Below are 12,097 nucleotides of genomic sequence, written 5' to 3'. Positions count from 1 at the left end.
TGGCACCGTGGAACACGTGCGAGTACTGATCGTGGAGGACGAGCAGGCCCTGGCCGACGCCCTGGCGAGGGGTCTGCGTCGTGAGGGCATGGCGGTCGACGTCGCGTACGACGGCGACGAGGGCAGCGAGAAGGTCGGCGTGACGCGCTACGACGTCGTCGTCCTCGACCGGGACCTGCCGGGACGCTCCGGCGACGAGCTGTGCGCGGAGATCGTCGGTGGCGTCACCCGCGTCATCATGCTCACGGCGAGCGGCACGCTGCGCGACAAGGTCGAGGGTCTCGCGCTCGGCGCGGACGACTACCTGCCCAAGCCGTTCGACTTCCCCGAGCTGGTCGCCCGCGTGCGCGCCCTCGGCCGCCGCGCCACGCCCGCGGTCCCGCCGGTGCTGCGCTCGGCCGACGTCGTGCTCGACCCCGCCAAGCGCACCGTCACGCGCGGCATCACGACGCTCGAGCTGACCCGCAAGGAGTTCGGGGTGCTCGAGGTGCTCATGGCCGCGGGCGGCTCGGTCGTCAGCTCCGAGGAGCTGCTCGAGCGGGTCTGGGACGAGAACGCCGACCCGTTCACCACCACGGTGCGGGTCACCGTGATGACGCTGCGCAAGAAGCTCGGCGAGCCGGGGATCATCGACACCGTCGTGGGCTCGGGCTACCGCGTCCCCGCCGGGACGCCGGCCACCGTCTGACCGTCCGGCCACCCTTCACGGGGTGCTGCACCCCGCCCCGTAGCGTCACCGCGGTGACCCCCGGACCGACTGGAGCCCCCGTGCTGCGCCGCGGCCCGGGGCTCCGCGTCCGGCTGACGATGCTCGCCACCGGCCTGGTGGCCCTGGTGGCCGTGCTGCTGGTGTGGCTCGGCTGGGTCCTGGTCGGCGAGGTCGCCGCCGGTGTCCCGCAGCTCCCGCCCGACACCCCGGTGCTGGTCGACGGCCTGCCGGTGCCGGCGGGGCAGCTCGCCGACGCGCTGACGAAGTCGGCCCGCGTCGAGGTGCTGCGGCTGGGGTCGGTGGCGTTCGCGATGGTGGTCGTCGCCGCCGCGATCGTGTCCTGGGTGCTGGTCCGCCGGGTGCTGCGCCCGCTGCACGACGTCACGGCGACCGCGCGGCGGCTGTCGGCCGAGTCGCTCGACGCGCGCATCGGGCTCTCCGGTCCCCGCGACGAGGTCGCCGAGCTGGCCGCGACGTTCGACGCGATGCTCGATCGCCTCCAGGCGGCGTTCGACGCCCAGCGCCGGTTCGTGGCCAATGCGAGCCACGAGCTGCGCACGCCGCTGGCGGTGCTGCGCACCGAGGTGGACGTGACACTCGCCGACCCGGACGCCGACGTCACCGAGCTGCGGCGCATGGGCGAGGTGCTCCGCGAGGCCACGCGCCGCGCCGAGGACCTCGTCGCGGGCCTGCTGCTGCTCGCCCGTACCGAGGCCGCCGACTCGGTGTCCGCCGACCCGGTCGACCTCGCCGAGACCGTTCCGGGCGCCCTGGACGCCGTGCGCGCCGAGGCCCGCGACCGCGCTCTGCACGTGCGCACCGACCTGGCCCCGGCCGGTGTCGCGGGGGACGCCGCGCTGCTGGGGCGGGTGGCGGGCAACCTGCTCGAGAACGCGGTGCGCCACAACGTCGAGAGCGGCTGGCTGGCGGTGCGCACCGGCGTCGAGGACGGGCACGCGGTGCTCGAGGTGTCCTCGTCCGGGCCGGTGGTGGCGCCCGCCATGGTCGCCGAGCTCTTCGAGCCGTTCCGCCGGGGCGCGGGCCGCACCGGCACCGGCACGGGTCTGGGCCTGTCGATCGTGCGGGCCGTGGCCCAGGCCCACGGCGGGCGGGCCGTCGCCGAGCCCGTCGAGGGCGGGGGCCTGGCGGTCCGGGTGGTGCTGCCGGGCCGCGTGGCTCAGGACTCCTGAGCGGCGGTCCCGGAGGGCGCGGAGGACGCGGACGACTCGGGGGGCTCGGGCGGCTGCGCCAGCAGCGCCTCGGCCAGGAGGGGCGCGGCCAGCTCGGCCTGCCACGGCCGGGCACCGAGCTCCCGCAGGGTGGCGGCCGTCGTGGCGGCGTCGGGTGCCTCCGGCGGCGCCCAGCACAGGCGGCGCACGAGGTCGGGTGTCACGAGGTTCTCCACCGGCGTGCCGGTGCGCTCCGAGAGCCCGGCGAGCGCGGCGCGGGCGGCGGCGAGACGGGCGGCGGCCGCCGGGTCCTTGTCGCCCCAGCGGTGCGCGGGCGGCGGCCCGTCGGGCGCCATCGCGCTGGCCGGCCAGCGGGAGCGCGGCAGCGCGCGGGCGCGCTCGATCGCCGACCACCACCGGTCGGCGAGGCGGCGCTGGGCGCGGCCCCGGAAGACCGGCATGGCGACGAGCTCGTCGCGCCGGGCGGGCTCGCGCAGCGCGGCGTCGACGATCGCCGCGTCCGGCAGGAGGCGGCCCGGGGCGATGTCGCGGACGGCGGCGAGCTCGTCGCGGGACTCCCAGAGCTCGCGGACGACGGCGAGCGCGGCCGGCCTGCGGACCTTGTGCAGCCCGGAGGTGCGCCGCCACGGCTCGGCGCGTGGCGGCGGGGGAGGGGCGAGGCGGACCGCCTCGAACTCCTGCTCGGCCCAGGCGGTCTTGCCCTGGCGCTCGAGGTCGGCGGCGACCGCGTCGCGGAGCTGGATCAGGAGCTCGACGTCGAGCGCGGCGTAGGTGAGCCAGTCGGCCGGCAGCGGGCGGCGTGACCAGTCAGCGGCGCCGTGGCCCTTCTGCAGCCGCACGCCCAGCAGGTGCTCGGTGAGCGGGCCGAGCCCGACGCGCGGGTAGCCGACGAGGCGCCCGGCGAGCTCGGTGTCGAACAGGGTGTCCGGGCGCATGCCGACCTCGGCCAGACAGGCCAGGTCCTGCGACGCCGCGTGCAGCACCCACTCGACACCGCGCAGGGCCTCGCCGAGCACCGCGAGGTCGCCGTCGCAGGCGATGGGGTCGACGAGGAAGCTGCCCGCTCCCTCCCGGCGCAGCTGCACCAGATAGGCGCGGGCGGAGTAGCGGTAGCCCGACGCCCGCTCGGCGTCGACCGCGACCGGACCGTGACCCGAGGCCAGAGCAGCCGCAGCGTCCGCCAGCGCCGCACGGTCGGTGACGAGCGGCGGTACGCCTTCGGCCGGTTCGAGCAGGTCGACGGCGCCCTGGTCATCCGCCGGATCCGTGTCTGCCGTCACGAAGGAGACAGTCTGCCCCTCGTCGCCCGCGTCCGCGGGAGATCCGGGGGGAGCGACCGGCGTGTCGAGGCCCTCCGGCGCCCGGTCACGGGCCCCGCCGGCGTCACCGGCGGGGTCCGTGGACCGCGTGCCCGAGGTCGACCGCCCCGCCACGGCGGGCGCCGACCTGCGTGCCCTCGCGCTCAGCGGATGACGCCGGCCCGCATGGCCAGCGCGACCATCTGCGCACGGTCGCCCGTGCCGAGCTTGCGCCCGATCCGCGAGAGGTGGCTCTTCACCGTCAGCGCCGAGAGGCTCAGCGCGTCACCGATCTCCTTGTTGGAGCGGCCGTCGGCGACCAGCTGCAGCACCTCGACCTCGCGGGCCGAGAGCTCCCGCGGGGTGTTGTCGGTCGCCGGCACGCGGGTGCCCGCCGCGAGCAGGGGAGCGACCGACGGGTCGGCGTAGAGGCCGCCCTCGAGGACACGGCGCACGCCGTCGGTGACCACACCGGGCGACGCCGACTTCAGCAGGTACGCCTGGGCGCCCGCCTGGAAGGCCGCACGGACCGCCGACGGGTCGTCGGAGGCCGCGAGGACGACGACGCGGTTCCAGCCCTGGGCGCGGAGCTCCGCGATCAGGTCGAGACCGCTGCCGTCCGGCAGCCCGAGGTCGAGGATCGCGAGGTCGCACGGCCCGGAGGCCAGGGCTCGCGTGCGGGCCTCGGAGATCGAGGCCGCCTCGTGGACGGTGCCCGCGCCCATCGAGGAGAGCCGCTGCGCGATGGCTTCGCGCAACAGCGGGTGGTCGTCGACCACCAGCACGGTGAACATCTCTTCCCGCGGATGCGGGACCATGGCCGGCGGCAGCAGGCCGCTCGCGACGCCGCGAAGGGCCATGCCTGGGCCCACGGTTGCCACGTTGAGTACCTCCAAGAAGTCGGTCTTGCCCCCCGACATTCCGCACCGGGCCCCCGAACCATCGACCGCGCCGCCGATCGGACGAGGAAGTGCGTGCGAGAGAAGATATCCCCCCGGGCGAGTTAACGAGAGCATCAGGGCCAACTTCGCTCGGTGGAGTTTCCCGCGTTACGCGGTCGCGGTCACCCTTTGGAGTGGACAGACTCCACGAAATCGTCTCGCAGTAACACTCGGTGTAACTACTGCTACGGAGAGTGTCGAGTGGCGCCGACCGTCCCAGGGCGGCTGCAACCAACGCTCCAACGGCTACGCGTGTCGGGCGCAGCCTCGGCAGGCTGATCGGACGTCAGGCTTTGCATCCTCGGAGGGCGCGCGACGGCCTGCAGAAGTGCGAAAAAAATTCCGACATCGATACCGGTGGTACCGGAAAAATGTGTCAGCCGGATCGTCCGGCGCGGCGGGCACCGAGCGTCGTCACGCCCTCGGGAGGAAGTCCCGCGGCGATGGCGAGGACGCCCGCGAACGCGTCGCCGTGCGCGGTCAGGACCTCTTCGGTCGGCGTCCAGGACGCCCGCAGCTCGAGGTCGTTCGCGTGGGTCGGGCCGCTGATGTCACCGAAGCGGACCGACGCGGTCTGCGTCACGGTGCCGCCCAGCGCGGTCCACGCCGCGCCCGAGTCCTCGAGCGCGCCCGTGAGCCAGGACCACGCCACCTCCGGCAGCATCGGGTCACCCGCGTGCTCCGGGTCGAGCTCGGCGCGGACGAAGGTGACCACGCGCAGCGTGCCGTCCCACGCGTCCTGGCCCTCCGGGTCGTGCAGCAGCACGAGGCGCCCCGTGACCACGACGTCGGCGTCGTCGATCTCGCCGGTGCCCGGCGGCATCGGGCCGGCCACCACCTCGGCGCTCCACGCCGCCGAGTAGGGCGCCAGCCGCTGCGGCGGGCGCATGGTCCGGAGCTCGATCTCCGCGCGCGTCTCCAGCTCGCTCAGGGAGTCCACCGCGCGCCGGAACGTCTCGGGGTGGGTGGTGGGCGCCGTCACCTCGATGACAGTAGGCCGAACGGGTTCCCGCGTGTACCTCCCACGCCGAGTGCGGGCGGCCCGGTCGCTCCGGCCCCGTGGGAGGATGGACCCCATCATGAGCAGGGCAGAGATCGCCGGGATCGCCGGCACCGATCAGCACCGTCGCGACCTGCCCGGGTCGTCCTTCCTCGCCGCCGCGCGCGGCGAGCGCCCGTCGCACCACCCCGTGTGGTTCATGCGCCAGGCCGGTCGCTCCCTGCCCGAGTACCGCGAGGTCCGTCGCGACACCGGGATGCTCGAGGCCTGCCTGACCCCGGACCTCGCCTGCGAGATCACCCTGCAGCCCGTGCGGCGCTACGGCGTCGACGCGGCGATCCTCTTCTCCGACATCGTGGTGCCGCTGAAGGCCGCGGGCGTCGGGGTCGACATCGTCGCGGGCACCGGACCCGTGGTCGAGCACCCGGTGCGCTCCGCCGCCGACGTCGCCGCGCTGCCGGCGCTCGACGCCGACGGCGTCGCCCCGGTGGCCGAGGCGGTGCGCCTGCTGGTCCGCGAGCTCGGCGAGACCCCGCTCATCGGCTTCGCGGGCGCGCCGTTCACGCTCGCCTCCTACCTCGTCGAGGGCGGCCCCAGTCGCAACCACGAGCGCACCAAGGCCCTGATGCACGCCGAGCCCGACACCTGGCACGCGCTGTGCTCCGCCCTGGCCGACACCACGCTGACGTTCCTGCGCGCCCAGATCGCGGCGGGCGTCGACGCGGTGCAGCTCTTCGACTCGTGGGCGGGCGCCCTCTCCGAGCGCGACTACCGCGCGCTGGTGATGCCGCACTCGGCACGCGTGCTGGCGGGCCTCGCCGACGCCGGCGTGCCCCGGATCCACTTCGGCGTCGGCACCGGCGAGCTGCTGGGCGCGATGGGCGAGGCCGGCGCCGACGTCGTCGGGGTCGACTGGCGGCTGCCCCTCGACGTCGCGGCGGGCCGGGTCCCGCCGGGCACGGCGCTGCAGGGCAACCTCGACCCGGCGCTGCTCTTCGCCGGCCGGGACGTCGTCGAGCACGAGGTCCGCCGCATCCTCGCCGAGGGTGCCGCCGCGCCGGGCCACGTGTTCAACCTCGGCCACGGCGTCCTGCCGGAGACCGACCCCGACGTCCTGGCGCGGGTCGTCGACCTCGTGCACAGCGCCGAGTGAGCCGCGTCCTCGTCGTCGGCGGCGGGGTCTCCGGGCTCGCGGCCGCCCACCGGCTGCGCACGCTGCTCGGGCCCGACGCCGACATCGTCGTCGTCGAGTCCGCCCGGGCGCTCGGCGGCAAGCTCTCCGCGCTGGAGATCGGCGGGCGCCGGGTCGACGTCGGCGCCGAGGCGTTCCTGGCCCGGCGGCCCGAGGCGACCGAGCGGATCACCGAGCTCGGGCTGGGCGACCAGCTGGTGCACCCCGGCCCGGCCGTGTCGTCGCTGCGTGTCGGCGGGCGGACCGTGGGCCTGCCCCCGCGCACCGTCATGGGCGTGCCCGGCGACCCGGACGTCGCCGCCGGCGCGCTGTCGCCCGCGGGGCTCGCCGCGCTGCGCGAGGACCGGCCCGGCACCTGGGAACCCGGCGGCGACGTCGCGGTGGGCGCGCTCGTGCGCGACCGGCTCGGCGACGAGGTCGCCGACCGGCTCGTCGATCCGCTGCTCGGCGGCGTCTATGCCGGGCACGCCGACGGGCTGGGCCTGCGGGCCACCGTGCCCGCCCTCGCCGCGGCGCTCGACGCCGACCCGCGCTCGCTGCTCGCCGCCGCCCGCTCCTGCCTGCCGGCCCCGCCGGTGGAGGGGGCGCCGCCGGTGCCGGTCTTCGGGACCCTGCGCGGCGGCGTCGCCGACCTGCCCGCCACCCTCGCCCTCGCCGCCCGCGCGGAGCTGCGCCTCGGCCGCACGGTGACGTCGCTGACCCGCACGCCGACGGGGTGGCGCGCCGACCTGGGCGAGGACGACCCGATCGACGCCGACGCGGTCGTGCTCGCCGTCCCCGCGCCCGGCCTGCGGCGCCTGCTCGCCGACCTCGCCCCGGACGCCGCCCGCGCTGTCGGGGAGATCGAGCTCGCGTCCACCGCGCTCGTCGTGCTCGCGCTGCCGGCGGCCGCGGCGGCGCCGCTCGCGGGGCGCTCCGGTGTCCTCGTCGGGGCCGGGGAGCGGCGGCCGGACGGCCTGCCCTGGACGATCAAGGCGGCCACGTTCAGCTCGGAGAAGTGGCCCCACCTCGCGCCGAGCACCGACCCCGACGACACCGCCGTGCTGCGGCTCTCGATCGGCCGCCACGGCGACGCGGCCTCGCTCGCCGCCCTGCGTCGCGACGACGACGACCTGGTCAGCGCGGCGCGCAGCGACCTCGCCGCGCTCACCGGCATCGAGGACGTCCCCGTCGAGTCGGCGGTGGCGCGCTGGCCCGGCGGCCTGCCGCAGTACGGCGTCGGCCACCTCGACCGGATCGACGCCCTCGAGCGGGGCGTGGCCGCGCTGCCGGGGCTCGCGGTCGCGGGCGCGACGCTGCACGGGGTCGGGGTACCGGCCTGCCTCGCCACCGCCGACGCCGCCGCCCGGCGCGTCGCCGACCACCTCGCGGCGGTGGCCCACCCGCCGGGGTGATCGGGAGCACACTGGCCCCATGACCGATCTCGCCGAGCACCTCGGCGCGCACGACGACGAGGCCCGGACCCGCCACATCGTCGACACCCTCGCCGACGCGTTCGCCGACCTCATGACCGCGGCGCCGGCGGCGTTCCGCAACAAGTTCCGCAAGATGGCCGCGGAGCCGTTCGCGTTCTACCGGGGCAGCGCGGCGCTGTACTACGCCGACGTCGCCCGGCTCGACGACCCGTGGGTGGACGAGCGGACGCGCCGCGTGTGGATCCAGGGCGACCTGCACGCCGAGAACTTCGGCACCTACCTCGACGGCGACGGGGTGCTCGTCTTCGACGTCAACGACTTCGACGAGGCCTACGTGGCGCCGTGGACCTGGGACCTGCGACGCCTGGTCGCGAGCGTCGCCCTGCTCGGCTGGTCGAAGGCGTTCTCCGACGCCGACATCGACGCGCTCACCACCGCCTACCTGCGGGCCTACCTCGGCGCCGTGCGCTCGTTCTCCGGCGGCTCCGGCGAGCGGGAGTTCGCGCTGACCCGGTCGACCACCGAGGGCCCGATCCGCGAGGCCCTCCAGCGTGCCCGGGAGCGGAGCCGCCGGGGCCTGCTCGACGCCCTCACCGAGATCGAGGGCGAGGACCGGGTCTTCCGCGCGGGCCCCGGCGTGCGCCGCCTCGACGACGACGAGCGCGCCGAGGTCGTGGCCGCCTACGAGGCCTACCTCGACACGATCCCCGCCACGCGGCGCTGGCCCGACCCCGCGTACGCGGTGCACGACGTCGTCGGGCGCAGCGGCTTCGGCATCGGCAGCGCGGGGCTGCCCGCCTACAACGTGCTCATCGAGGGCCCGAACGAGGCGCTCGACAACGACATCGTGCTCTCGATGAAGCAGGCCGTGCGGGCCGCGCCGAGCCGGGTCGTCGACGACCCCGAGGTGGCGGGCTCGTTCCGGCACCACGGCCACCGCACCGCCCTGTCGCGCCGGGCCCTGCAGGCCCACGCCGACCGGTTGCTCGGCTGGACCGAGCTGCGCGGCGTCGGGTACGTCGTCGCCGAGCTCTCGCCGTACGAGAACGACCTCGACTGGGACGACCTCACCGAGCCCCGCGACCTGCGCGACGTCCTGGTCCACCTCGGCCGGGCCACCGCGCGGGCGCACTGCGTGTCCGACGTCGACGCCGAGCAGGGCCTGGTCACCACCCAGGTCGAGGACGCCATCCTGGCCGTGGTCGGCGACCGGGAGGACGCGTTCGTCGACGACCTCGTCGGCTTCGGGCGCGCCTACGCCGCCGTGGTACGCGACGACCACCGGCGGTTCGTCGAGGCGTTCCGCGCCGACCGGGTGCCCGGCGTCTCGGCGACCGAGGAGTCCCTGTGATCCGGTGGCCGTAGTGGCACGATGGACCGCGTGGCCCGGCTGAACTACGACGAGCTGAACTCGACGATCCGCTACGCCATGTGGTCGGTGTTCCGCACCGACCCGGCGCGCCTGCCCGAGGACCGCGCGGCCCTCGGTGAGGAGCTCGCCGGCGTCATCGACCAGGCCGAGGGCAAGGGCGTCGTGACGCGCGGGCTCTACGACCTCGCCGGCATGCGCGCCGACGCCGACTGGATGGTCTGGACGCACGCTCCCGACATCGAGTCGCTGCAGGCCACCTACACGGCGCTGCGCCGCACGGGTCTCGGCCGGGCGTCGACGCCGACCTGGTCGGGGACGGCGCTGCACCGGCCCGCCGAGTTCAACAAGAGCCACGTCCCGGCGTTCATCGCGGGGGAGGAGCCCAAGGGCTACCTGTGCCTCTACCCGTTCGTCCGCTCGCTCGACTGGTACCTGCTGCCCGACGAGGAGCGGCGCACGATGCTGGCCGACCACGGCAAGGCCGCGCGCGGCTACGCCGACGTCCGCGCCAACACGGTGCCGGCCTTCGCGCTGGGCGACTACGAGTGGATCCTCGCCTTCGAGTCCGACCAGCTCGACCGCATCGTCGACCTCATGCGCGACCTGCGGGCCACCGAGGCGCGGCGCCACGTCCGCGAGGAGCTCCCGTTCCACACGGGGCCGCGCGTGTCGCCGGAGCAGCTCGTCACCTCGCTGCCGTAGACGCTGCCGTAACAGGGGGCACCGTCCGACGTACCGGACGAGCCGTACATCGATCAAGTAGTCGCTTCACGCACCGCGACATGACATATTCCGTGTGTGGCGACCGTCGGCTTCCTGCACGTGGCGGCCGATCACGTCCGGGAGGCCCGCCGGCTGCTCGCCGAGCACGCCCCGGGCGTCGTCGACGTCCACCTCGTGGACCGCACCCTGCTCGAGCCGGGCCGCGACATCGCGACGCGCGTCGCCGCCCGCGTCGGCGAGCTGGTCGGCCGCGACGTCGACGCCGTGGTGTGCACCTGGCCGTACCTGACCGACCTCGTCGTCCGGGTGGCCCGTGAGCGCGGGATCACCGCGGTCGGGGTCGAGGAGCTCATCGCCCCGCGGGACGGGGTGCTCGCCCTCAGCCGGTGAGGGTCAGTCGATGAGGTGCCAGGTGATGAGGTCGTGGATCTCCGCGGCCTGTTCCGGCCCGCGGCAGGTCACCTCGTAGAACGTCCGCCCCACCTGGATGGCGACGGTGTTCGAGAAGATCGGCTCGTCTTCCGCGGACACGTACGAGACCGTGGTGATGCGGCTGTACGGCGCGGTGATGAGCGCCGCCCGGCCGCCGGGGAATGCGGTGTCGAGCAGGATCACGCGGCGGTTGGTGATCCCGCACAGCGCGATGCCGGCGCTGTCGCTGGCGTAGACGCCGTCGATCTGCTCCTCGGGCATGAGGGTGTCGCGGATGACGTCGTACTGCACCGTCTCGTCGAAGCGCGGCAGTCGGGCCGAGAGCGGGTGCGGGCGGCGCGGGTGGTGGTCCTGGGCGGAGCCCGGGCGCAGCGGGTGACCCATCGACGGCATCGTCCTCTCTGACGCTGGCGGTTCCGGCGCGAGGCGCGGTGGCCGTCTCCCGACGCTAGCGATCCTGCCCGGCCACGCCCCCCACCGGTGGCGTCGGACACCGGGTGTCGCGGCCGAAAACCTCGCTGCGGGGGCCTGCGCTGCTCCGTTCGGTCCAGTGTGTAGGCGGGAGGGTCAGGGGCGGCGGTACTCCAGGAGGAGGTGCTGGCCCCAGCGGGCCATCGACAGCGGGCGCACCGCCTCCTGGTGGGTGTCCACCCACTCCCACACGGCACGCAGCTCCGCGTCGTGGTCGAACAGGTCGTCGAAGTAGACGAGCGTGCCGGGCCGCAGGTGGCCCTCGAGCCAGTCGAGCACCTCGCGGGTGCTCGAGTAGAGGTCGCAGTCGACGTTGACGACGAGCTCGTCGTGCGGCGGGAGGTCGCGGCCCGGCAGGGTGTCGGAGAACCAGCCGGGCACGATCTCGACCCGAGGGTCGTCGATCTCCGGGATGCGGCCGGTGGCGAAGCTGCCCCCCGGCGCGTCGGCGTGCCAGTCGCCGGGCAGGCCGTCGAAGCTGTCGAAGCCGATCATCCGAGCGCCGGGCGCGGTCAGGTGCTCGCTCCACCAGCGCAGGGTGCGGCCCTCGTGGACGCCGAACTCCAGGTACAGGGGCCGCGGCGAGCGGAGGCGCTCCACGATCTCGCCGAACACGGCGAACCGGTCGCCGCGGTTGGGCACGTGCGCCTCCAGGCGCCCGATCCAGCTGCCCTGCTCCAGCGCGCCGAGGGCGGTGCGCAGGCCGGTGAGCTGGCGGGGCGAGAGACGGCGTCCCGCGGCGACCAGCAGGCGCCGCGGCTGGACCGGGGCGAGGTGGCGAGCCAGGGCGCGCATCACCCGTCGGGGGCGGTCGCGGGAGGTCAGCGTGGCTGTCATCGGCCGAAAACCGTAGCGATCCTCACGCCCAGCGAACACCGGGGGTGGGGTCCGGGCCCGCCGTCAGCCGGTCGGTTCGAGGCGCAGGCTCACCGAGTTCATGCAGTAGCGCTGGTCGGTGGGCGTGCCGTAGCCCTCGCCGCTGAAGACGTGCCCCAGGTGGGAGTGGCAGGTCGCGCACAGCACCTCGACGCGCGTCATGCCCATCGCGCGGTCCTCGCGCAGGATCACGTTGTCGTCGGCGGAGGGGGCGTAGAACGACGGCCACCCGCAGTGGGAGGCGAACTTGGTCTCGGACCGGAAGAGCTCGGCGCCGCAGGCGCGGCAGGAGTAGACGCCCTCGGTGAAGACCTCGTCGTACTCACCGGTGAAGGGGCGCTCGGTGCCCGCCTGGCGCAGCACCTGGTACTCCTCGGGCGTCAGCTGCTCGCGCCACTCCGCGTCGGACCTGCTGACCTTCGGGGTGCCGATCGAGGCGTCACTGCTCATGCGTCCAGGCTAATACGGCGCGCCACCG

General features: G+C 75.1%; 13 protein-coding genes. 7 read left to right on the top strand and 6 right to left on the bottom strand.

The annotated features are described in order from the left end of the window. Window positions 1-16 precede the first annotated feature (16 nt). Window positions 17-688 carry a response regulator transcription factor gene (locus WCD41_RS29670; RefSeq protein WP_337718858.1) on the top strand — a complete coding sequence of 224 codons (672 nt, stop codon included), beginning with the start codon at window positions 17-19 and terminating at the stop codon, window positions 686-688. A gap of 119 nt (window positions 689-807) precedes the next feature. After that, a complete protein-coding gene (locus tag WCD41_RS29665; RefSeq protein ID WP_337718916.1) occupies window positions 808-1,899 on the top strand; it encodes a sensor histidine kinase in 1,092 nt (363 codons plus the stop codon). Here WCD41_RS29665 and WCD41_RS29660 read toward each other — a convergent pair. The 3 genes from WCD41_RS29660 to WCD41_RS29650 form a co-directional block, all read right to left on the bottom strand. Further along, a complete protein-coding gene (locus WCD41_RS29660; RefSeq protein WP_337718857.1) occupies window positions 1,887-3,179 on the bottom strand; it encodes an HRDC domain-containing protein in 1,293 nt (430 codons plus the stop codon). The genes WCD41_RS29665 and WCD41_RS29660 overlap by 13 nt on opposite strands. A gap of 182 nt (window positions 3,180-3,361) precedes the next feature. Further along, window positions 3,362-4,057 (bottom strand): response regulator, encoded by a 696-nt coding sequence (locus tag WCD41_RS29655; RefSeq protein ID WP_116706142.1) that lies wholly within the window; start codon window positions 4,055-4,057, stop codon window positions 3,362-3,364. A 457-nt stretch (window positions 4,058-4,514) separates the two neighbouring features. Further along, entirely contained in the window at window positions 4,515-5,120 is a 606-nt protein-coding gene (locus tag WCD41_RS29650) for a DUF3000 domain-containing protein (protein ID WP_337718856.1), read from the bottom strand. Between the two features lie 97 nt (window positions 5,121-5,217). Between WCD41_RS29650 and hemE the strand changes: the two genes are divergently transcribed. The 5 genes from hemE to WCD41_RS29625 all read left to right on the top strand — a co-directional run bounded on the left by hemE (window position 5,218) and on the right by WCD41_RS29625 (window position 10,230). After that, complete coding sequence (gene hemE / locus WCD41_RS29645; RefSeq protein ID WP_337718855.1) at window positions 5,218-6,291, top strand: uroporphyrinogen decarboxylase; 1,074 nt, start codon at window positions 5,218-5,220, stop codon at window positions 6,289-6,291. Further along, on the top strand, window positions 6,288-7,724 hold the full coding sequence (gene hemG, locus WCD41_RS29640; protein ID WP_337718854.1) for a protoporphyrinogen oxidase: 1,437 nt from the start codon (window positions 6,288-6,290) through the stop codon (window positions 7,722-7,724). The genes hemE and hemG overlap by 4 nt, the downstream gene beginning before the upstream one ends. 19 nt (window positions 7,725-7,743) lie before the next feature. Further along, window positions 7,744-9,096: a DUF2252 domain-containing protein gene (locus WCD41_RS29635; protein WP_337718853.1), complete on the top strand. Its 1,353-nt coding sequence runs from the start codon at window positions 7,744-7,746 to the stop codon at window positions 9,094-9,096. Window positions 9,097-9,126: 30 nt separating this feature from the next. After that, window positions 9,127-9,819 (top strand): hydrogen peroxide-dependent heme synthase, encoded by a 693-nt coding sequence (hemQ, locus tag WCD41_RS29630; protein WP_337718852.1) that lies wholly within the window; start codon window positions 9,127-9,129, stop codon window positions 9,817-9,819. 96 nt (window positions 9,820-9,915) lie between these two features. Next, window positions 9,916-10,230, top strand: coding sequence for a hypothetical protein (locus WCD41_RS29625; protein WP_337718851.1), 315 nt, complete (start codon window positions 9,916-9,918; stop codon window positions 10,228-10,230). Between the two features lie 3 nt (window positions 10,231-10,233). Here the strand turns inward: WCD41_RS29625 and WCD41_RS29620 are convergent, their stop codons facing one another. From WCD41_RS29620 to msrB, 3 genes are all read right to left on the bottom strand, one after another. Beyond that, window positions 10,234-10,656, bottom strand: a complete 423-nt coding sequence (locus WCD41_RS29620; protein WP_337718850.1) for a PH domain-containing protein — start codon at window positions 10,654-10,656, stop codon at window positions 10,234-10,236. Between the two features lie 183 nt (window positions 10,657-10,839). Beyond that, entirely contained in the window at window positions 10,840-11,580 is a 741-nt protein-coding gene (locus WCD41_RS29615; RefSeq protein WP_337718849.1) for a class I SAM-dependent methyltransferase, read from the bottom strand. A 63-nt stretch (window positions 11,581-11,643) separates the two neighbouring features. Next, a complete protein-coding gene (msrB, locus tag WCD41_RS29610) occupies window positions 11,644-12,069 on the bottom strand; it encodes a peptide-methionine (R)-S-oxide reductase MsrB (RefSeq protein WP_337718848.1) in 426 nt (141 codons plus the stop codon). Window positions 12,070-12,097 lie beyond the last annotated feature (28 nt).

Origin of the sequence: Actinomycetospora aeridis (genome assembly GCF_037400275.1) — a bacterium.
Lineage (GTDB): Bacteria > Actinomycetota > Actinomycetes > Mycobacteriales > Pseudonocardiaceae > Actinomycetospora > Actinomycetospora aeridis.
The sequence above is the reverse complement of the archived record's forward strand: the minus strand, read 5'-3'. Positions and strand labels throughout refer to the sequence as shown.

Coding starts and splice junctions, on each gene's coding strand:
- hemE (WP_337718855.1), top strand. CDS start 5,218: ATGAGCAGGGCAGAGATCGCCGGGATCGCCGGCACCGATCAGCACCGT.
- msrB (WP_337718848.1), bottom strand. CDS start 12,069: ATGAGCAGTGACGCCTCGATCGGCACCCCGAAGGTCAGCAGGTCCGAC.
- WCD41_RS29620 (WP_337718850.1), bottom strand. CDS start 10,656: ATGGGTCACCCGCTGCGCCCGGGCTCCGCCCAGGACCACCACCCGCGC.
- WCD41_RS29615 (WP_337718849.1), bottom strand. CDS start 11,580: ATGACAGCCACGCTGACCTCCCGCGACCGCCCCCGACGGGTGATGCGC.
- WCD41_RS29655 (WP_116706142.1), bottom strand. CDS start 4,057: ATGGCCCTTCGCGGCGTCGCGAGCGGCCTGCTGCCGCCGGCCATGGTC.
- WCD41_RS29665 (WP_337718916.1), top strand. CDS start 808: ATGCTCGCCACCGGCCTGGTGGCCCTGGTGGCCGTGCTGCTGGTGTGG.
- WCD41_RS29635 (WP_337718853.1), top strand. CDS start 7,744: ATGACCGATCTCGCCGAGCACCTCGGCGCGCACGACGACGAGGCCCGG.